This window comes from Paenibacillus sp. FSL R7-0333 (genome assembly GCF_038000365.1).
GTDB lineage: Bacteria > Bacillota > Bacilli > Paenibacillales > Paenibacillaceae > Paenibacillus_AQ > Paenibacillus_AQ silagei.
This window is the reverse complement of record NZ_JBBOBZ010000001.1, coordinates 2895880-2917274: the sequence shown is the minus strand read 5'-3', so window position 1 is coordinate 2917274 and position 21395 is coordinate 2895880. Positions and strand designations below refer to the sequence as shown.

The 21395-nt window shown below is 53.6% G+C and carries 18 protein-coding genes; 4 read left to right on the top strand and 14 right to left on the bottom strand.

What is annotated here, in order from left to right; translation table 11 throughout:
- The first annotated feature begins 34 nt into the window (after positions 1 to 34).
- Positions 35 to 3019 (top strand): transglycosylase domain-containing protein, encoded by a 2985-nt coding sequence (locus tag MKY86_RS11950; protein ID WP_076074330.1) that lies wholly within the window; start codon positions 35 to 37, stop codon positions 3017 to 3019.
- Positions 3020 to 3097: 78 nt separating this feature from the next.
- Here MKY86_RS11950 and acsA read toward each other — a convergent pair whose 3' ends face one another.
- The gene (gene acsA, locus MKY86_RS11945) at positions 3098 to 4822 is read right to left on the bottom strand and encodes an acetate--CoA ligase (RefSeq protein ID WP_076074328.1); all 1725 of its coding nucleotides are present in this window, start codon (positions 4820 to 4822) and stop codon (positions 3098 to 3100) included.
- A 160-nt stretch (positions 4823 to 4982) separates the two neighbouring features.
- On the opposite strand from acsA, the gene MKY86_RS11940 reads away from it, so the two are divergent.
- A complete protein-coding gene (locus MKY86_RS11940) occupies positions 4983 to 5615 on the top strand; it encodes a GNAT family N-acetyltransferase (protein WP_076074325.1) in 633 nt (210 codons plus the stop codon).
- Positions 5616 to 5636: 21 nt separating this feature from the next.
- Here the strand turns inward: MKY86_RS11940 and MKY86_RS11935 are convergent, their stop codons facing one another.
- From MKY86_RS11935 to MKY86_RS11925, 3 genes are all read right to left on the bottom strand, one after another.
- Positions 5637 to 6332: a 5'-methylthioadenosine/adenosylhomocysteine nucleosidase gene (locus tag MKY86_RS11935; RefSeq protein WP_076074323.1), complete on the bottom strand. Its 696-nt coding sequence runs from the start codon at positions 6330 to 6332 to the stop codon at positions 5637 to 5639.
- 94 nt (positions 6333 to 6426) lie between these two features.
- Positions 6427 to 7437 carry a catabolite control protein A gene (ccpA, locus tag MKY86_RS11930; RefSeq protein ID WP_036695017.1) on the bottom strand — a complete coding sequence of 337 codons (1011 nt, stop codon included), beginning with the start codon at positions 7435 to 7437 and terminating at the stop codon, positions 6427 to 6429.
- 318 nt (positions 7438 to 7755) lie between these two features.
- Positions 7756 to 8193, bottom strand: a complete 438-nt coding sequence (locus MKY86_RS11925) for a hypothetical protein (protein ID WP_076074887.1) — start codon at positions 8191 to 8193, stop codon at positions 7756 to 7758.
- Positions 8194 to 8425: 232 nt separating this feature from the next.
- Between MKY86_RS11925 and MKY86_RS11920 the strand changes: the two genes are divergently transcribed.
- Positions 8426 to 8950 (top strand): type 1 glutamine amidotransferase domain-containing protein, encoded by a 525-nt coding sequence (locus MKY86_RS11920; RefSeq protein ID WP_076074321.1) that lies wholly within the window; start codon positions 8426 to 8428, stop codon positions 8948 to 8950.
- An 85-nt stretch (positions 8951 to 9035) separates the two neighbouring features.
- Here MKY86_RS11920 and MKY86_RS11915 read toward each other — a convergent pair whose 3' ends face one another.
- The 8 genes from MKY86_RS11915 to aroA all read right to left on the bottom strand — a co-directional run bounded on the left by MKY86_RS11915 (position 9036) and on the right by aroA (position 18696).
- Positions 9036 to 10445: a DUF4179 domain-containing protein gene (locus tag MKY86_RS11915; RefSeq protein ID WP_076074319.1), complete on the bottom strand. Its 1410-nt coding sequence runs from the start codon at positions 10443 to 10445 to the stop codon at positions 9036 to 9038.
- Position 10446: 1 nt separating this feature from the next.
- Complete coding sequence (locus MKY86_RS11910; protein WP_076074316.1) at positions 10447 to 10971, bottom strand: sigma-70 family RNA polymerase sigma factor; 525 nt, start codon at positions 10969 to 10971, stop codon at positions 10447 to 10449.
- Between the two features lie 224 nt (positions 10972 to 11195).
- Positions 11196 to 12962: a phosphoenolpyruvate--protein phosphotransferase gene (ptsP, locus tag MKY86_RS11905; RefSeq protein WP_076074313.1), complete on the bottom strand. Its 1767-nt coding sequence runs from the start codon at positions 12960 to 12962 to the stop codon at positions 11196 to 11198.
- Entirely contained in the window at positions 12959 to 14845 is a 1887-nt protein-coding gene (locus MKY86_RS11900) for a glucose PTS transporter subunit IIA (RefSeq protein WP_036729487.1), read from the bottom strand. The genes ptsP and MKY86_RS11900 overlap by 4 nt, the downstream gene beginning before the upstream one ends.
- Positions 14846 to 15343: 498 nt before the next feature.
- Positions 15344 to 16015, bottom strand: a complete 672-nt coding sequence (locus MKY86_RS11895) for a hypothetical protein (protein ID WP_076074294.1) — start codon at positions 16013 to 16015, stop codon at positions 15344 to 15346.
- 189 nt (positions 16016 to 16204) lie between these two features.
- Positions 16205 to 16639: a CoA-binding protein gene (locus tag MKY86_RS11890; RefSeq protein WP_076074885.1), complete on the bottom strand. Its 435-nt coding sequence runs from the start codon at positions 16637 to 16639 to the stop codon at positions 16205 to 16207.
- Positions 16640 to 16864: 225 nt separating this feature from the next.
- Positions 16865 to 17416 (bottom strand): GNAT family N-acetyltransferase, encoded by a 552-nt coding sequence (locus MKY86_RS11885; RefSeq protein ID WP_076074291.1) that lies wholly within the window; start codon positions 17414 to 17416, stop codon positions 16865 to 16867.
- Positions 17404 to 18696, bottom strand: coding sequence for a 3-phosphoshikimate 1-carboxyvinyltransferase (gene aroA, locus MKY86_RS11880; protein WP_076074287.1), 1293 nt, complete (start codon positions 18694 to 18696; stop codon positions 17404 to 17406). Before aroA ends, MKY86_RS11885 begins: the two co-directional genes overlap by 13 nt.
- A gap of 126 nt (positions 18697 to 18822) precedes the next feature.
- Here aroA and MKY86_RS11875 point away from each other — a divergent pair, with 126 nt between their 5' ends.
- Positions 18823 to 19128 carry a rhodanese-like domain-containing protein gene (locus tag MKY86_RS11875; protein ID WP_076074285.1) on the top strand — a complete coding sequence of 102 codons (306 nt, stop codon included), beginning with the start codon at positions 18823 to 18825 and terminating at the stop codon, positions 19126 to 19128.
- Positions 19129 to 19170: 42 nt separating this feature from the next.
- Here MKY86_RS11875 and MKY86_RS11870 read toward each other — a convergent pair whose 3' ends face one another.
- Positions 19171 to 19677, bottom strand: coding sequence for a shikimate kinase (locus MKY86_RS11870; RefSeq protein ID WP_076074282.1), 507 nt, complete (start codon positions 19675 to 19677; stop codon positions 19171 to 19173).
- A 191-nt stretch (positions 19678 to 19868) separates the two neighbouring features.
- Positions 19869 to 21281, bottom strand: coding sequence for an NADP-dependent phosphogluconate dehydrogenase (gene gndA, locus MKY86_RS11865; protein WP_076074279.1), 1413 nt, complete (start codon positions 21279 to 21281; stop codon positions 19869 to 19871).
- Between the last annotated feature and the right edge of the window lie 114 nt (positions 21282 to 21395).

Here is a 21395-nt window from a genome sequence, read left to right as displayed (position 1 = left end):
TATAATAGTTCCGTTAAAAGGAGGATTATCGTCGATGGTTGAGGAGAAGAAAAAGAAGACCGCAAAACAGCGTCCACCGCGCAGATCCTGGCTCCGCAGGTTCGGTTCAGTTGTGAAGTGGATGTTCATACTCGGTATACTCGGCTGCCTGTTCGCCGGCGGCGCTGTAGCCGGCTACGTCACTTCAATAGTGAAGGACGACCCGGTCCGGCCCGAAGAACTAATCCAGCAGCAGGTTGGGCTGAACGCCATTACCGGCTTTGCCTATTTCAGTGACGGACAGCCGATTGGCCAGCTCCGCACAGAAGAAGACCGCAGACTTATTGAATTCAACGATATTCCGCAGCTTGTGATTGATGCCGTTCTCGCTATAGAGGACAATAATTTCTACAATCATAAAGGGGTGGATTTCAGCGGCACCCTGCGGGCCGTCAAGCAAAAGGTACTGAATGAATCCGTTCAGACCGGGGGCAGTACCCTTACCCAGCAGCTTGCACGGCGCGTGTTCCTGAACCTGGACCGCACGGAAGACCGCAAGGTGAAGGAAATCCTGCTCTCCCTGCGGCTGGAACGTTTCTTGTCCAAGCAGGAGATTTTAACGGCTTATTTAAATAAGGTTCCTTTCGGGAACGGTTCCAACGGCTATAATGTATTTGGTATCAAGGCCGCCGCCAAAGGCATCTTCGGCCTGGATGATCTGGAGAAGCTGAACGTGGCCCAGGCGGCGTATCTCGCCGGCTTGCCGCAGCTCCCCTCCAAGTATTCTGCGTTCAACGGCGTAGGCGAATTCAACGAGACGGCCTTCGGCCGGGCGATGGACCGCCAGAAGCTGGTCTTACGGCGGATGCTGGAGGAGAACAAAATTACCACTTCCCAGTACGACGAGGCACTGCTCTTCGATATCAAGAGCTCCCTTGCACCGCATACGAAGAAGGCTTATGCCACCTTCCCTTATCTCATGATGGAGACCGAACGCAAAGCGTCCGAGATCCTGCTGAAGCTGAACCAGGGCACGGCAGACAAGGCGGCCACTGCTGCCGATTCCGCCCAGCTGCTGGAGGAAGCCCGCCAGCAGCTGATGACCGGCGGCTACCGGGTGTACACCACCATAGACAAGAAAGTGTACAGTGCGATGCACAGTGTCTCGGATGACAGCAGCAATTTCACCAAGGACAGCAAGGCTAGAGGCAAGGAACAGACAGCCGGCATGATGATCAACAATAAGACCGGCGCGATTCTCGGCATGATCGAAGGGCGCGATTTCAACATCGAGCAGATGAACTATGCCACCCAGATGATCCGCCAGCCCGGCTCTACCATGAAGCCGATTGCAGCGTACCTGCCTGCACTGGATGCAGGGCTCATTCAGCCTGCCGGCATTCTGGATGATGCGCCGATTGTCATGAAGGACGGAGGCAAAGGCTACCACATTCCCAAGAACGCCAACAACCGTTATCAGGGTCTGGTTACCGCCCGTTATGCCCTGAACAAATCCCTGAACCTTCCGGCCTTGAAGCTGTTCAATGACAAGGTGGGCATTGAGAAGGCCTGGGCCTTCTCCAAGAAGCTGGGGATTACCACCATCCAGGACAATGACTATAGCGCTCAGACCGGGGTTATCGGGGGGCTGCGTTACGGGGTATCCGTGGAAGAGCTGACCAACGCCTACTCCTCCATCGGTAACGGCGGCGCCTTCACTGATGCTTATATGATCGAGAAGATCGTGGACAGTCAGGGAAAAATCGTCTACCAGCATAAAGTTAACCCGGAACAGGTCTTCTCCAAGCAGACCGCTTATCTGATGACGGATATGCTGCGTACCGTAATTACTGACGGAACTGCAACTACAGTGAAGAGGAACTACAAGCATTTCAAGGAAGTTCCGATTGTCGGCAAAACCGGCTCCACCCAGAACTACGGGGATGTCTGGTTCATGGGCTATTCCCCGGATGTCACTCTTGGAATTTGGGTGGGCTACAAAGAGCAGATCAATACCCTTCAGGGGGATACGCAGAAGCGTCAGGCGCAGACCCTGTGGACCAAGGTAATGAATACAGTGATTGACAAGCGTCCCGAGCTGTTCACCACGAAGGAATTCGCCCAGCCGGAAGGCATCGTCAAGGCAACAGTCTCGGCATACAGCGGCAAGAAACCTTCCAAGCTGACGGACAGATTCACAACGGATCTGTTCAACGCGAAATTTGTTCCTAAGGAGAGCGACGACGGAATCTCCAATGCCAGATACATCACTTATAACGGGGTGAACTACATCCCTCTGGAAGGAACTCCTGAGGATTTCTTGAAGGAGAAAATCGTAGTCAAGCGCGAAAAGCCGATTCAGGAGCTGGTCAAAGAGCTGCTGGCCGCCTTCCCGGCGATGAAATCGCATGAGTCACTATCGTACTACATGCCGCAGGATGCCAAAACCGACTATCCGACCGAGGTCGATCCGCGGGTCGATGACGGCAACGGGCCAAGTGCTCCCGGTGAAGTCATGGTCTCCTACAGTACAGGCAAGGCTGTAGTTACCTTCACTCCAAGCGGTTCGCCGGATGTTGTCGGCTACCGCCTCTACCGTTCCCTGAACGGCGGATCTTTCCAGAAGCAGGCTGTTCTCGCGGCTGGAGAGAGCACCGTCTTCAGGCCGGGTACTCCGGCAGGCGCTAATGCTACCTTCTATGTGGCTGCCGTGGACGTAGCCGGACATGAGACTGCTTCCGGCAGTGTGGCTGGCGGCATTAAGCCTACACCTGAGCCTACACCAACTCCGGAACAGACGCCGGACGCAGAGCCGACACCGGACGCCGGAATCATCCCTGACAGTACGGAAGACCCTGGCATGATCATTGTTCAGCCGCCTGCTGTGGATACTTCTACTCCATTAGGCGGTACCAATGCTGGCGGCGGGAATGCCGCTGGGAATACCGGCGGGAAGCCTGCAGGCAATGCCAACGGGAATACGGGCGGGAATGCCGGAGGCAGTACCGCTACTAACGCACCAGGCAACTCCGGACGTTAAGCTCATCAGGCAGACTTCAGTAAAAGCTTCAAAAGCCCGTTCCCCGTGATAAGGGGAACGGGCTTTTTTTTATTCTGCCTAGTCTTCGATGGTAGACAAATCGCCTGCCGGAAGATGCAGCTCCCAGGCCTTCAGTACACGGCGCATAATTTTACCGGACCGGGTCTTGGGCAGCTTATCCTTGAACTCGATTTCGCGCGGTGCAGCATGGGCAGACAGGCCCGCTTTGACAAATGCTGCGATCTCTTCCTTCAGCTCCGCGGTTGGACTGTATCCATCCCGCAGCGAGATGAAGGCCTTGATGATCTCTCCGCGCATGACATCCGGCTTGCCGATTACCCCAGCCTCCGCTACAGCCGGATGCTCCACCAGCTTGCTCTCGACCTCAAAGGGTCCGATCCGCTCCCCGGAGGAATTGATCACATCATCAATCCGGCCCTGAAACCAGAAATAGCCGTCCTCATCCATGTACGCAGAATCCCCCGAGATATACCATCCGGGAATTCGGAAGTATTCATCGTATTTAGCCTGGTTATTCCACACCTTGGCCATCATGGACGGCCAGGGGGTGCGAATGGCCAGATTGCCCATAGCATAAGGCGGCAGTACGTTGCCGCGGTCATCAAGGATAGCTGCTTCGATCCCCGGCAGCGGCCGGCCCATGGAGCCTGGCTTGATGTCCATTCCCGGGTAGTTGCAGATGAGCTGCGCTCCCGTCTCGGTCATCCACCACGTATCATGAATCCGCTGCTGATAGATTTTATCGCCCCAGCGCACGACCTCCGGGTTCAGCGGCTCGCCGACAGACAGCACATGACGCAGACTGCTGAGATCGATCCCCTCCAGCGTCTCCTTGCCAGCCCCCATCAGCATCCGGAAAGCCGTGGGCGCACTGTACCATACCGTCACCCCGAAGCGCTCGATCGTCTTATACCAATCCAGCGGACTGAAGCGGCCTCCCCGGACTACATTGGCTACTCCATTCAGCCAGGGAGCAAAAATTCCGTAAGAGGTTCCGGTTACCCAACCCGGATCGGCCGTGCACCAGTACACATCATCCGGCCGCAGATCCAGAACTACCTTGCCTGTATAATAGTGCTGGATCATGGCTCTCTGCACATGGTAGATGCCTTTGGGCTTCCCGGTGGAGCCGGAGGTATAATGCATAATCAGACCATCCTCCAGGCTCAGCCATTCCGGTTCCAGCTCGGCGGAGGCATCAGCCATTTCCGCTTCATAGCTCAGCAACCCCGCATCCTCATCAGCAGAGGCTCCGACTACAAAAATATGGCGCAATCCGGGGAGCTGCTCCCGCTTCACCCGGTGCAGCAGCTCCGGCGTGGTCACCAGCGCCACCGCTCCGCTGTCCTCCAGACGGTCCTTGACCGCAGTCTCCATGAATGCCTCGAACAGCGGACCTGCCACTGCTCCCGTCTTCAGAATGCCAAGCAGGCTGAAATACAGCTCCGGAGTACGCGGCATGAAGATGAACACCCGGTCGCCTTTTCCGATTTCGTATTTGCGTAGTACATTACCGAACTTATTCGAGCGTTCCCGCAAGTCAGCGAAGGTGTAACGCTCCTCGCGCACCGCATCGCTGTAGATCAGTGCCGTAGCAGCCCCCCGCCCCTCTTCGACATGACGGTCTATAGCTTCATATGCCATATTCACCTTACCGGTCCCATGCCAGGAGAAGCTGCGCTCGACATCCTCCCACCGGAATTCATCAACTGCCCGGGAATAATCCTCCATATTCGAATGCTGCACCCGGCCCGGTAAAATTTCGCCTTGAACTTGCCCCATTACTCTTGCCTCCCCTACTGGTTTGCTTTAAGCTTTAAGGGTACCCTCTAATTCTATTAATTCCGTCAATGCTCTAAATGTGAATATTCCGTGTCGGAATCAGTATATCACAGGAAGCGGTTACATTCCATATTATAGTGAACTGGAAGGGAGCCCAAGCATGGAGCACCATAAAATCCCTGTATCCCATACCATAGGGCATCAAGGCCGGCTGATTTCTGTCCGAGGACCCTTATCTCCCGAAACGCTCCAGACCTTAAGCATGCACCGCGATCTGGACGCCTTCCGTAAGCCGCAGGAGCAGCTTGAAGCCTTGATCGAGATATCTGGCTTACCCGAAGGACGCATCGTAGCAGCAGTGGTCTCAGACGTTATCGTGGGCTATGTTACTTTTCATTATCCGGATGAGCTGGAGTTATGGTCTCAGGGCGGGATGGAGGATCTGATTGAGCTGGGAGCCATCGAAGTGGCTGACGAGTATCGCGGAAGCGGGCTTGCGAAGCTGCTGGTTTCAAGCGCTTTTGAAAAGGGACAACTGGAGAACTGCATCGTATTCACAACCGAATATTATTGGCACTGGGACCTCAAGGGGAGCGGCCTTACCGTATGGGAGTACCGCCAGATGATGGAGAAGCTGATGAAGACGGTAGATATGGTGTGGTATGCCACCGATGACCCGGAGATCTGCTCGCATCCGGCGAATTGCCTCATGGTCCGCATGGGCCAGGATGTGCCGCTATCCTCCCGCGAGACCTTCGACCGTGTGCGCTTCAGACAGCGGTTTATGTATTAATTCAGGCGGCCTGCCTGCAGGTTACATAGCCTTAAGCATATGCTCCAGAATGGCATGGGAATGCTGCGAGGCCGTTACGGTGAACTCACTGTAATTCACATGGGCTGAGCCGTCGGCTTTGTCCGACATTGAACGTACGATTACAAAAGGGATCCCGTTCATATGGCAGACTTGGGCGACCGCCGCACCCTCCATCTCTGCACAGGCCCCGTCCATCTGCTCACGCAGCATAGCTACTGACGCCCTGCTGGCAATGAATTGATCCCCGGACAGCACAATACCTGTTACAGACTTCTTCTCCAGCTCTAGACAGGCCTCTTCTGCTAACTTCACCAGCAGCGGATCTGCCTGGAAGACGGAGATCTCCTGATACGGAATCACTCCTCTGGCATAACCGAGCGCTGTAACATCCATATCATGCTGAATACAGGATGACGAAATAACAATATCCCCGATGTTCAGCTCAGGGTGCAGCGCCCCGGCCACACCAGTGAACAGCACCTGCTCTACGCCAAAGCTGTCCAGCAGAATCTGTGTGGTTACTGCGGCGTTCACCTTCCCTACCCCTGATTTGCAGACTACAGCTGCCTTCCCGAACACTGTCCCTGCATAAAAGGTAATTCCGGCCTTCACCGTGGTCTGCCGATTCTCCATCTCTTCCAGCAGCAGCTTGATTTCTTCATCCATTGCGCCAATCAGACCCAAAACTCCGCTCATTCCATATCCCCCTCGAACTTTGTGTCCGCAAACATAAAAAGCTCCCGAAGGAGCTTCTTAAGAAACCTATGTTCACGTGCTAAACATACTGATCTTATTTGTTGACATGATTGACAGACAGACGAAGAATGGTCTCATGCGGCAAAATAACCCGCGGATTCTCAACTGTCTCCTTCTTCATCAGCTTCGTCAGCAGTCTCATCGCTACAGCACCGAGATCATACATCGGCTGTGCTACAGTAGTGAGAAGCGGACGAACCATTGAAGCCATCCGGATGTTGTCTACACTGATAATCGAGAAGTCATCCGGCACCTTAAGGCCTTCATCCTGAATACTGTGAATGGCGCCAATCGCCATCTCATCGGTAGCAGCAAAGATAGCCGTCGGCTTCTTCTTCAGACCCAGGAAGTACTTCATGGCTTCGACACCGGATTCGTAACGATAGTTACCGATGCGTACCAGATCCTCCTGATACTCGATACCTGCCGCCTCCAGCGCCTTCTTGTAGCCGTGGAAGCGGGCATAGCCGTTCGCAGGGTCCTGCAGCGTACCGCTGATCATTGCGATCTCGCGGTGTCCGTGGCGGATCAGCGTATTCACTGCATCAAATGCAGCCGTCTCATGGTCGATATCCACGGAAGGATACGTTCCCTTCTCATCGCGGGTCGCACAGAGCACGATAGGCACAGCAGAGGTCTGGAACGCCTGAATATGCTCTTCCGTAACGGTTCCGCCCATGAACAGCAGCCCGTCCACCTGCTTCTCGAGCAGTGTGTTAATGACACGAATCTCCTTCTCTTTACGCTTGTCAGCGTTACAGAGAATAATGTTGTAGTGATACATATTGGCAATATCTTCAATCCCGCGTGCAATTTCCGCAAAAATCGAGTTTGAGATATCAGGGATAACAACCCCTACGGTTGTCGTTTTCTTGCTGGCGAGACCTCTCGCCACCGCATTCGGACGATAGCCCAAACGCTCAATCGCTTCAAAAACCTTCTTCCGGGTCTGCGGTTTCACGTTGGGGTTATTATTCACAACCCGTGATACCGTAGCCATAGATACGCCTGCTTCTCGAGCTACATCGTAAATGGTTACCGTCAAATTACTCTCTCCATTGCGATAAATTTTATCGTTCGACTAATTAAAATTATGATACGACACTTTGTACAATTGTGCAATGATAACGCTTCATTTTCCTTTCAAAATTTCTTTCAAAGGTTGAAACGCCAGTCCTGGCGCGGCTTTGACGCCTTCCGCCAATTCCTGATCCTCCAATAGCTTCCAGTGGAAAGCCCTTAAAATTTCAAGAATTCTGTATGCTTTCTCTATCGTATCAAAAAGCGCGTGAAAAATCCAACATTCGTTGAAAGTTTTTCATTGTTTTTGCAGACTTTTTTTCAAAATGTCAAAAAATGCTCTTTATTTGGCACTTTCTGCCGAATGAGCCGTCAACTGGGAGAGGCGCAGGCCGATCTCTTCCATCCACTTCTTGTCGGACAGATCCGCCGCTGTGCGGTATACATCCAACAGCAGATCAATCCGGCTCTGCATAGCCTTGCGGATAGCCTCCTCCAATTCCGGCAAGCCGCCGGCAAACAAGCCCGCAGCAAAGGTATCCTTCAGCACACTGGCCCACTCATTACGGTCCGCAAAGGACAGATGCAGCTTGCCCGCAGGGCGCTCTCCAAGCTCCCGGATCAGCAGGCCCAGGTCACGCTTAATAACCGGCAAGGGCTCATAACGGGCGCATTGCCCGCAGGTATATACAGGGACATTCGTAATTTTGATCTTCGCACTATAAATCAGCGTATGCATATGTATGGTCATGATCCCGCCGCAGCCACAAGACTTCTTCATTAATTGTTCCTTATACATCTCCCACACCTCAGAATGATCTTTTAAAAACGCATAGTTTTGGCTTTTCTCTTTCTAGTATTCGACTTCATCCCCCTGAATCCCTGCAAGTTTGCATATCATGTTTTAATTGGCAATAGTCTTAGGAATTTCCATATCGAAAAGTGACTTCAACTGTCTCTTTTGATAGAATGACATAGATATCAGGAAGTTAAGCCGAAGGGAGCTGTACAGAATGAGATTGTCTGGTAAAAAAGTCATTGCGCTGGTGGACGATGAATTTGAAGATCTTGAGCTGTGGTATCCCGTATACCGCGTGCGTGAGGAAGGGGCCGAGGTACATCTGGCAGGCCTTGAGAAGGGCAAGACGTATGTCGGTAAATATGGCGTACCTGCCACCGCTGAATACAGCTGGGACGAGCTGAAGGCTGCCGATTATGACGGCATCCTTGTTCCCGGAGGCTGGGCACCCGACAAAATCCGCCGCTACAGCGTAGTGCTGCAGCTGGTGCAGGATTTCAATACTGCGAAGAAGCCGATTGGCCAGATCTGCCATGCCGGCTGGGTCTTAATCTCCGCCAAAATTCTCGAAGGCGTAACGGTCACCTCCACGCCGGGCATCCGTGACGATATGGAGAACGCCGGAGCCATCTGGAAGGACGAGCCGCTCGTCAGGGACGGCCATATCATCTCCGCCCGCCGCCCGCCGGACCTGCCGCCTTACGGCAAAGCGTTCTGCGATGCGCTGGCCGGGGAATAACAGGCAGTTAATATCTAGTATAAACAACAAGCCCTGCCCTGTCGTCTGACAGGGTTCAGGGCTTGTTGCCGCTTTTATAGGAGGATTAGCGGATAGGGACAGACAGCTTCTCTTTGATCAGGGCAGGATACGCCTCAATGGTGAACGTCAGCGGCTGCGGGTATTTATTGCTGCCCAGACCACGATAGTACATGGTTGGGATTGACTTCGCATTCTCCCACTCAGTGCGCTGCGGAATATCGAACTCAAACTTGTCTGCTGAATGGACTGTACCTGCTCCATCGGTGAATGTTTGCCCCAGCATTAAGGTATTGTAAATACTGTTACTCTGTGCCTGAGAATCATATTCCAGCACCAGCGTGGAGCCCCTCTCCGTGTTGTGAATGAACATTTGCAAATTCTGATCTGGAGCCTTAATAATTTGTTGCTTGTCGGTATCGATAATTAATTGGGTTGCCTGCTTATCCAGCGCCAGAATCCCATTGATTTGCAGCTGGAGCGATTGTGCCATGCTCCTGTCGTTCGCAAATATCAGTCTGCCCCCACTGTCCGTAAAGCTGGCGGCGCGTAAAGCCAGATACGTATAATCACCACTGCCGCCCGCTAAGAGACCCGGTTTATACATAGAGAAGATCTGTTTGGAGTTCAGCGGGTCGCAGGTATAGTCCAGATAAATGCCGGAGGCGGCCAGATAGACCTCATTAATTTCAATTTTCTGACCGTCTATTTCCAGTGTTTTGTCTACATGTACGGTTTCTCCTGCCTTAGCAATCTGCTCCCTGTCCAGCGGAAGAGCTACAGAAAATTTAGCGAGAGGGCTATCTGCTGAAGCTGGCGTGAACTGCTTGTACTTACCAAGCTCCAGCTCAAACTTAATTTGATCGGGAAGAGCGCCTGCATCATCACTCTCCCACTGCCTTACCTCATAACCGTAGGTTATACGATTTGGGGAAATTGAACTCCCCGGTTCCCTGGAAGTATTCAATGGGTTTAAAGCTGCTGATGTAAGCTGCATAAGTTCAACTTTGGCATTCTCTTTAGTCTTGTTCTGCAATGAATACAAAATGATGATCCCCTTCTGATCTGCAGCAATTCCATCTACAGTAAGAACAAATCCGTTCTGCTCCGCAGTAACACCCGTGACGCGCTGTACAAGGCCATCCTCGATTGCCGAAGATACAGCGTTTGTGGTCATCACAGCTGGAATGTACTTTTCAAAGGGTCCGTAGCTCTGAAATATTGCTGCCTGATCCGGAGCGGCCCCCTGGGTCTTCAACACCTCACTCGCCCGGGGAAAGGAGAACAACAGCACAAGTCCAAGTACTGCCGCCGCTGTAGCCAGAGCATAACGCTTCCTTAATGACATAGAGCTTCTCCGGGAACGTGTTATGCCTCTGCGGATTGCCGTGTTCAGCCGCATTTCCGGGACCTCCTCCGCTTCTGCCGACAGACTGTGGTAGTACTCCTTCAACAGTTCCTCTTCTGTCTTGACCATGCTATAGTCCCCCTTTGATTCTCATTTTGTCTCGCAACTGCTTAAGTCCCTTATTCAGCCAGGTCTTGACCGTTCCTTCCGGCTTGCCCAGCACCTCGGCAATTTCTGTCAGCGTCATATCCCGGTAGTACTTCAGTACAAGCACCTGACGGTATTTGGGCTTTACCGCTTCCAGGGCCTGCTCCATATCCAGCTTACGGTCACTGGTCATCTCCTGCAGTCCAGCGCTTGCCTGTTCCGGCACAGGAGCAGCCACCCGCTTCCTCCGTTTCAGTTCATCCTTACAGCAGTTGATCAGAATCCGGGTCAGCCAGGGTGCGAACCGGTCCTCATCCTTCAGGCTCCCGCGCTTCACCCAGGCCCGGTATGTAGTTTCCTGAACCATCTCGAGTGCCTCCGCCTCGCTGCGCAAGTAGCTGTACGCAATACTGTAGAGTATTTTCTTCTGCTCCAGTACCCGGTAGATAAACAGCTGCTCCTGTTCATTCAAGTGGCGCACCTGCTCGCCTTCCCACGTATGCTCCATCCAGGCTTAGTCTCCCCTTTCTTTTTTGACTTCTGTATATACTGACTGTCCCGCAGCCCAAACGGTTTTACTTTTTTTGCAGGGCAGGCCTGTTCCCTCAGATCTCAAAACAAAAAGTCCGGTGTGTGGCCCCCTTGACCCTCACCCGGACTTAATTTAGATATTCTTACTGCTTGTCCTTGAAAACCCGATAACAAACCCGATAACGTTCAGCCGTTACCCGGCTATGATGTCTTCTCTTTGGAATCACCGCCGGCGCCCAGCGGGAATCCGCTCCGTGAGGCAAAAGCAGTAAGCTGCCCCTCTGTCTCAGAGCTGGTGCGGTTGCGGAAGCAGACCTTCGCAATCTCCCTGGCTTCAGAAGCCAGCGTGTTCAGTGTGCGGTGCTTCACCTTCAGCAAGGCTTGCGGCGACATGCTCAGCACATGGATCCCCAGCTCCAGCCAGAGCGGCAGTGAGCGCTCGTCTGCGGCCATCTCGCCGCATACACTGACATCAATGCCTACGCTGCGTGCCGCATCCACCGTCATGCGGATCATACGCAGCACTCCCGGATGGTACGGATGATACATATGGGCAATCTGCTCATTCATCCGGTCCACAGCCAGTACATACTGCACCAGATCATTCGTGCCGATACTGAAGAAGTCCACTTCCTCCGCCAGCAGGTCGGCAATCATCACTGCGGCCGGAACCTCGATCATTATACCTACCTTCATGTCGCGGTTATACGGTACACCCCGGCTGTCGAGCTCGCTCTTCACCTCGTTCAACACTGCTTTGGCCGCCTGTACCTCTTCGACAGAAGAGATCATCGGGAACATCATCCGGACATTGCCGTAATGACTGGCCCGCAGAATGGCTGTAATCTGGGTTTTGAACATGTCCTTGCGGTCCAGGCTGATCCGGATGGCCCGGTAGCCGAGGAACGGGTTCTGCTCCTCCGGCAGCTGGAAGTAATCCAGATGCTTGTCTCCCCCGATATCAAGTGTACGGATGACTACGGTCTCCTTGCCGACTTTTTCCGCAACCAGCTTATAGACTTCGAACTGTTCATCCTCTGTCGGAAATGTACTACGGTCCATGTACAGAAACTCTGTACGGAACAGTCCCACTCCCTCGGCCCCGTATTTCAGTGCCATGTTCAGCTCCTTCACGGAACTGATATTGCCGGCCAGCCGCAGAGACACACCGTCCTTCGTCACCGCTTCGACGGTTGCAAGCAGCTCCAATTGCTCCCGCTTCCGCTGCTGCTTCGCACGCCTGGTGTTGAAGTCCAGCAGTGTGGATTCATCTGGATGAATCATAACCGCCCCGGTCTCCCCATCGAGCACCAGCATGTCCCCTGTCTGGATAGGAGTCAGGATCTTGTTCTCCAGGCCTGCCACCAGCGGAATGCCGAGCGCACGGGCCATGATGGAGGAATGCGAGGTTTTGCCGCCCATCATCGTCACGATGCCCAGCACATACGCCGGATTCAAATGCGCCAGCTGTGAGGGGGATAACTCCTTCGCTACCAGAATATACGGCTGGGTATCCGACGGCAGAGTGACCTCCGGCGCACCCAGGAGATGCTTCAGCAGGCGGTTGCCGACATCCTTGATATCCACCGCACGTTCTTTCATATATTCATCGTCGAGCAAATCGAACATCGCCACGAAGTGGTCGATCGCTTCCTTGACCGCCACCTCGGCTGCCTTGTATTGGCGCTCGATAATGCCGCGGATTTCGCTCATGAACACCGGATCATCCAGGATCGCCAGATGAGCATCGAAAATGCTCGATTCCTCCGGTCCGACGACCTCGCGGAATTCTTTTTTGATAAACTCGATTTCGTCCTTGGAGGTCCGAATGCCTTCGTACAACCGTTCGAACTCCTTAGCCAGATCCACCGGATTCACCTGAGTGTCCGGCAGACTCCATTCCCAGTTCGGCAAGACAAAGGCCTTCCCAATGGCAACACCTGCTGCGGCGCCTACGCCTTGTATCATGCTTCGATCCCTCCAACATTGCTTTCATGTAGTACCACGGACATGACGGAAGACTGCCCCTTTTTCACGTTTTTGAATGGCGCGTAGCTCCATGATTTGACCCGGTCCGGGTTGGTAATCACCATCGGTGTCGCCAGCGAAGCGGCATGCTCCTTCAGGAAGGCCAGATCAAACTTGACCAGCAGCTGTCCCGGCTCCACACTGTCCCCTTCCTGTACAAGCGCCTCAAACGGCCCTTTAAGCTGCGATGTGTCGATCCCGATATGCATGAGCACCTCAAGCCCTTCGGGCGTAGCTATGCCCACTGCGTGCATCGTAGGGTATACGTGCATTACCTTGCCGAATACGGGCGAGACCAGCTCTCCTTTTTCCGGGACAAAGGCCACTCCATCCCCCACCAGCTTCGCGGCAAAAATATGATCCGGCACCTCTTCAATCGGCATCATCCGCCCCTGGATCGGCGCACTGAACAGCACCTGCGGCAGATCGCGCAGCATCAGCTTGTCGATCTCTTCGCGAATCAGCTCCGAATACGTCCCGAAGACGACCTGCACATTGCCGCCGCCCAGCTTGATAATGCCTGCGGAGCCCAGCCCCTTAAGCGCCCCTGTATCTATGAAGCGGTCATTATGCACTGTTAATCTCAGCCGGGTGATGCAGGCCTGAACCTGCACAATATTCTCCTTGCCGCCCAGCGCCTCCAGAATCAGCGGAGCCTGATACGGGATATTGCCCGCCCAGTCGCCCAGCTCCGAGCCTTCCTCACGGCCCGGCGTAGGAATCTGGAACCGGCGGATTGCCCAGCGGAACACGTTATAATAGACAATGCCATAGCCGATCCCGATTGGAATCAGCAGCCAGGCCCGCTGGGACAGATGCATGTTGAGGAAGAAGTCGATGGTCCCCGCCGAATAGGAGAAGCCGTGATGAATCCCGAGCGAGTAGGTCAGCACCATCGCAAGCCCGGACATAACCACATGCAGCGCAAACAAATACGGCGACGCGAACAAGAAGGCAAATTCAATCTGCTCCGACACACCGGTCAAAAAGCACACTAAAGCTGCACGCAAAAAAGTCTTCTTGATCTTGGGCTTGAGGTCCTCGCGCGCTTCCTGAATGATTGCAAAGGCAATTGCGGGCAGGGCGAACATCATAATCGGGAACAGTCCGGCCATGAACACACCCGCTGTAGGATCACCGGCAAAAAAGCGCGGCAAATCCCCCTGTACGACTGCACTGCCGTCAGGCGTCGTAAAGGAGCCCAATTGGAACCAGAACACATTATTCAGAATATGGTGCAGGCCAAAGGCCGTCAGCACCCTGTACAGCACCCCGTAGACGAACACTCCATAGCCGCCGGTCACCTGCACTACCCTGAACAGCTCATTAAGCAACTCCTGTAGTAGCGGAGACACTCCGAGCATGACCCAGGCGAACAGCGCCGAGAATAAGCCCATGAACAGCAAAACAAAACGCGACCCGCCAAAAAACTGGATCGCCTCCGGCAGCTTGATATTCTTAAACCGGTTATGCGCTACACCGGCTACAATCCCCAGGATAATCCCAATTAATGTTGCAGGCTGTACAGCCCCGTCTCCCATGTTGGACACAATCCGGTCATAAGTGAACATCCCTGCGAGTGCGGCCAGTCCGGCCGGTCCGGCCTGATTGGACAACCCCCACGCCACACCGACAGCAAACAAATAAGGCATGAAATAGAATATTCCTTGCCCCGCGTACGTCGTCACTTCGGATACCGAAGAAAGTCCCCATGCAGACCACGGTAAGCTGCCCAGACTCAGCAGAATCGCTGCCGCCGGAAGCACCATGGTAGGAAGCATAATGGCTCTGCCCAACTGCTGCAAAGATCCGAGCCAATTCAAGGCGACCCTCTCCTTTCTTTCTATATTGAATCGTAAGCGTTACAGCAGTTTTTGTCAAAAGAATCTGGGGATGAAGAGGAGGTGAAGCGCGCTAAGAAGACGGCACCGTCAGCACCCTTCGCACCCTTCGCACCCTTCGCACCCTTCGCACCCTTCGCACCCTTCGCACCCTTCGCACCCTTCGCACCCTTCGCACCCTTCGCACCCTTCGCACCCGCTAAAGTGTAGCATGAGCATAGACAGCCTACCAATAGAGCGGTGATTGTATTTTGTACAACAGATTGGCCGAAATTCCGCTCATATCCACGATCTATTGTATTTCGTACATTAGAATTCTCAGAATTACATCATAACCAACCATAAATCAAAATTCTACTGTATAAAATGCAACAGAAGCTTGAAATCGCGGGTTTAGACTAAATTCTAATGTACAAAATACATTCACACTGGTGCGGCTGCGACTATTCAAATCCTTTTAAACAATGATGTCCCGTTTTCTCACCAACTCTGATCCTGATGCATGGGTCTAAGTACATAGGATCTTATCCCTCTTCCGCCAGCCACAGGCTGGAGCAGTCCTTTCTCGCTCAGAACGCTCAACAGTTTGCGTGCCGTTCTAAAGTTAATCTCGAAATAATCCGTTACATCTTTAGGACGAAGTGGTCTGCCCATCTGCCAGGCTAAACGTAACACGTCTTTTTCTCCAGACAACAGTTGTTCTCCGGCCACCCTGCTCCGCGCCAAATACGGCGCCAGCGCCAGCTGCAGCAGCATCCGGCACACTTCGGGACGCTGCTGGATGTCATCGAACGAGAAGTGCAGCATCTTCCAGCCCATCCCGGTCAGGAAGGTGTCCCGGTTAAGCGCATAGTTGAACTTCTCCCGGTCCATATCCTTAATATGGCTCTGATAGCCGTCACACTCAATCCCGAAGCGGGTCCCGTTCTGCGGCAGAAAGGCAAAATCCAGAAACTGCGATTTCCGATTCCAGTCATACACCTCATATTCCGGGTGCAGCTGCTCCAGTGACTCGAATAGCGGCCACCATACATTCTGCAGAAATAGCTTCTCCGCATAGTTATGTCCGCGCAGCAGCCTCCCCCGCCGTTCACCCGTTCTTACATTCGTATGTGCCTCTATAAAGCTGCTGTGCGCCACCTCAAATTCCATATCTCCTTCCCCCTCCCTGAAAATAAAAAAAACGCCCTTTCCCCATTTAAAATGGAGTAAAGGACGTTCTTCGTCTTGTTCAAATTATAGCCATAATATTTTTTGAAATCCAGTGTGGCAAAAACACTTCTGCTTCCGGCCTAGACTTCCAGTCCACCAAGAATATGCTCCCGATGCAGCCGTCCTGTCTTACCCCCGGCTCCGGCCCTTCATCGTGATCGCTTCCTCTACCTTGATGCAGCGGTCCATGATCGCGATCATGTCATGGGCAGCAGCGATGTCCGCCGCCTCCTGACTGATGATACCCTGCTGTAGCCAGAGCACGCGTGCGCCGATATCAGCAGCCTCCTGCGCAACAGCCGCACAGTATTCACTGCGGCGGAACACATTCACAATATCCACCGGCTCAGGAATCTCCGCCAGCGTATGGTAGCATTTCTCGCCCAGGATCTCACCCTCTACCGACGGATTGACCGGAATGATCCGGTAGCCCCGACTCTGCATAGCACCGGCTACCATATAAGAGGTGCGGTCTGTTTTGTCGGATAGGCCAACAACAGCGATATTGCCTGCCGCAGCCAGAATCTCGCCGATCTCTTCCCTGCTCGGGTTCTCAAAGCTCATGTGTATTACCCCTTCCCGTTGATTGCGCATCTGGTATCTCCTGCCAACTCCACTATGAGTTATTGTATCGGGTTACCACGGCACATACCAGATTCGGCTATAACTACATCATACCGCGCATCAGGAAAAGTTCCAAATCTGAACCGTCCGCATGATCCCACTGTATTGATAGCTAAGGTAAGGTTTAAACGCTCTGTAACGTACGCTCGCTGCGCGGCAGCCATTTCAGTTCACAGTACATAGCCATACCATATGAACGGAATCCGGTCCCCAGTAATCCTGCACTGCTGCATAGGGCGTTCCGAACTTCTGCAGCCACTTGGTTTGTGCCCGTCTATAGCCGCTATCCAGGCAGAACTCGGTAATCCCCTGTTGTCTGAGAAATATCATCAGTTCCGCAATCAGGGCCGAAGCAATCCCTTGCCCCTGATAATCCGGCAGAACATATAGACTGCCCAGCTCACCTACAGCATCAAGCTTGTTTCCTGTACAGACCCGGATATCCGGCCCGCAAGGTGCATAAGAGATGGTGCCGGCGACCTTCCCGTCCATTTTGGCCACCCAGAAATACGTATCTGCATTCTGCGGACTCAGGGAAGCGTTAACCATCCGTATCTTGGACTCGATCTCCTGCTGAATGTCACTGTCCAAGTGACCCAGTCCCTCACCTTCAAAAGCAGCCGTAATCGAAAGCCTGTAAAGATTCGTTACGGAGATAACATCGTCCCGGGTAAGCGAAACTATGCTTAAGTGGCCTGTCCTCGTCACTTCACCCATTCCACATCCGCACCCAGCAAGCGCAGGTGATCGAAATACTGCGGATAGGACTTCGCCACATGATGGGCATCCTTGATGAGCAGTGGCTGGCGGGCCCGCAGGCCTACTACAGTAAGGGCCATAATCACACGGTGGTCATAGTGGGCATTAATCGTTACGCCGCCTTCCACGCCATCCGGTGTGCCATGCACAATGATCTCGTCCCGGCGTTCCTCGACCTTCGCACCGGCCCGGGTCAGCTCTGCCAGATAGTCCGTGATGCGGTCGCATTCCTTGTAGCGCAGATTCTCCACATTATAGAAACGTGAGGTCCCTTCGGCAAAAACCGCCGCGGCCACCATAGCCAGGACAGCATCAGTTGCCGCATCGCCGTCGAATTCCACCGCCTTCAGAATACCGTTCCCCTGCACATGCACTGTTCCGTTCTCATGGGTGAGCGGCACCTCCATCATCCGCAGCACATCAACAATGGCCCGCTCCCCCTGCTTGCTTCTCTCAGCCAGCCGGTGAATGGTCACATCCGACTTCGTCACCGCTGCGGCCGCAAGCACTGCGGCTGATCCCGGATAATCGCCTTGCACCGTATAGGTCTTGGCAGCATAGCTCTGGCGTCCAGGCACCTTGAAGGACATATAATCGTCCGCCGCATGTACGATAATCCCTGCCTGCTCCAGCACCTCCAGCGTCTGCCCGATGACCACCTTGGATTTCAGATCATCCAGCACGATGATCTCACTGTCTTCTTCAAGCAGCGGGGTCAGGAATAAAAGTGCGCTGAGATACTGCGAGCTGACGGCGCCGGAGACGGTAATCCGTCCGCCCTGCGGCTTGCCGCCGCGGATCGTAATCGGCAGTCTTCCGTTATTATGCTCTACTTCCACGCCGAGCTGGCCAAGTGCCAGAATCAGGTCGTCATGCGGCCGCTTGCCCAGAGAATCGGGATACGTATTCACGAAAGTAACCTCCGGGCTTAGCGCGGCCACCGCCATCAGGAACCGGAGGACTGCGCCGGCATTCCCTACATTCAGCTCCTTGACGTCACGGGGATGGCGGCCGAACCCCTGCACTACGATTTTCTCATCATCTTCGGTCAGGACTGCGCCGAGATCGGCGATACATCTGCGGATCGCATCGCTGTCCTCGCTGTGGGCAGGATGGTAGATCGTGCTGACTCCTTCAGAGAGAGCGGCTACCAGCAGGTAGCGCGTGGTGTAGTTTTTGGAGGACAGGGCTCCGAATTCTCCTTGCAGCGTCGGCGTAGGCCTAACAATAACGTCCATAGTATAAGCGCTCCTTCATAATATATAGTCTGTATGTACGGTCCTGTTTGACAGGGTAATCCGCAGTTGTGTTATCATTGCGTGAAGAAAGTCCATTCCCATTCAGGCAGAAAAGAGGGTATTATCATGAATGAAATTCCGCAAATTACACCGCAGGAGCTGCGTAAACGGCTCGCTGCCGGCGAAGAGCTTGTACTGATCGACGTCCGTGAAGAGGATGAGGTTGCCTTCGGCATGATTCCCGGTGCGCAGCATATCCCGATGGGCCAGATCCCGCAGCAGACGGACAAGCTTCCGTCAGATACGGAGATCATCTTCATTTGCCGTTCCGGCAACCGCAGCCAGCGGGTCTGTGAATATCTGCAGCAATTTGGCATTCATGGCTCTAACCTTAGCGGCGGCATGATCGAATGGGATGATACCGAAGCGTAATTGAACATCATCCTGATGCTAAGCGCCAACACACATAAAAGCTCAAGCGCGGTAACGCAGTAAAATGTATTGCGAGACCTCAGCCACATTCAGCTCCGTTGTATCGACCGTGCAATGCGCGAAACGGTAAGCTTCCCTGCGCTGTTCCATAATGGAACGGACCCGGTTTGCCGCATTGCCGGCGAGCAGCGGCCGGTTCTCATCCCCGCTGACCCGTCCAATAATGGTATCCTCCGAAGCTGTAAGGGCCACTACGAATCCATGCTCCAGCATGGCTTCGGCATTCCCCGGCGCAAGCACCGCCCCTCCGCCTGTAGAGATTACTCTGCGCTCTCCCTGCAGCATTTCCTGAAGTACCGCTGATTCAATGCTCCGGAATGCCTGCTCTCCGCCTTCTGCGAAGATATCCGCAATACTGCGGCCTTCTCTTCCCGTAATTACTGCATCCAGATCAACCAGTTCATAATCAAGCTCCTCGGCCAGAATGGCGCCTACTGTGGATTTACCCGTAGCCATCATCCCGACGAGAATGATATTTCGATCGTCCATAACAACCTCCAAGCCGCGACATTTGTCATATCATAACACAGGGTGAAAAGTTTGCACAATGCCGGCAGCCTTCATTTTCAGGCGGGCTGTGCCTGCCATGGCTATGCCTCATGGATGCAAAAAACCCGAAAGCCCTCCGCATGAAGCGGAAAGCATCTCGGGTTCCTAAGCAATAAGCTGAACGCTGCCTGTTACTCTGCCAGCCAGTTGTGATGGAACACGCCTTCTTTGTCCACACGCTTGAAGGTGTGAGCGCCGAAGTAATCGCGCTGTGCTTGCAGCAGGTTCGCCGGAAGACGTTCTGTACGGTAGCTGTCGTAGTATGCAAGGGCGCTGGAGAATCCCGGAACCGGAATACCCAGAGTTACAGCCGAAGCGATAACCTTGCGCCATGCCGACTGGTAGTTGTCCATAACATCCTTGAAGAACGGATCAAGCAGAAGGTTCTTCAGCTCTGCATTATTGGCATAGGCATCCGTGATGTTCTGCAGGAACCGGGAACGGATGATGCAGCCGCCGCGCCAGATCTTGGCCAGCTCGCCGTATTTCAGATTCCAGCCGTATTCGTCAGAAGCCACACGCAGCTGGGCGAAGCCCTGGGCATACGATACGATCTTGCTGGCGAACAACGCTTTACGCACGTTCTCGATGAATTCAGCCTTGTCACCATCGAATGGAGCCGTAGCAGGGCCGCTTAGCACCTTGCTGGCTTCAACGCGTTCTTCCTTCATGGCAGACAGGAAGCGGGAGAAGACGGATTCGGTAATCATGGACAGCGGAACGCCGAGATCCAGCGAGCTTTGGCTTGTCCACTTGCCGGTACCCTTTTGTCCAGCAGCATCAAGGATTACGTCCACCATCGGCTTGCCGGTCTCTTCGTCATACTGGGCGAAGATATCCTTCGTAATCTCGATCAGATAGCTGTCCAGCTCGCCGTTATTCCACTCTGCGAAGGTGCTGTGCAGCTCCTTGGCATCCAGACCCAGAACGTCCTTGAGCAGGTGGTAGGCTTCGCCGATCAGCTGCATGTCGCCATACTCGATGCCGTTATGCACCATTTTGACATAGTGTCCTGCGCCGTCCGGCCCGATATATGTACAGCAAGGCTCTCCGCCCACGTGAGCTGAAATCGCCGTAAGGATAGGTTCAACCAGCTTATACGCGCTTTCTTGACCGCCTGGCATAATGGAAGGGCCCTTCAGCGCGCCTTCTTCACCGCCGGATACGCCGGTGCCGACGAAGCGGAAGCCTTTGTCTTCAAGATATTTGCTGCGACGTACGGTGTCAGGGAAATAAGCGTTACCGCCATCGATGATGATATCGCCTTGATCCAAGTACGGCAGAAGCTGCTCAATGGTGGCATCCGTAGCCTGGCCTGCCTGAACCATGATCAGAATCTTGCGCGGTACTTCCAGTGATTGTACGAACTCTTCAACGGAGAACGTGCCCACCAGGTTCTTGCCTGCTGCTTCTGCAACCAGATCATGTGTCTTCTCCGGGGAACGGTTAAACACGGATACGCTGAAGCCTTTGCTCTCGATGTTAAGAGCCAAATTTTTGCCCATTACCGCCAAGCCAATAACGCCGATTTGTTGTTTTGACATCTGGTTCTCCACCCTTTGCACCCTGTATTTTTGTGAAATCCATTTCTCGCAGTATAAGAATACCACCCTTTGTCAGAGACAGCAAAGTTCTGCCTGCGAAAGAGAGATCAATTT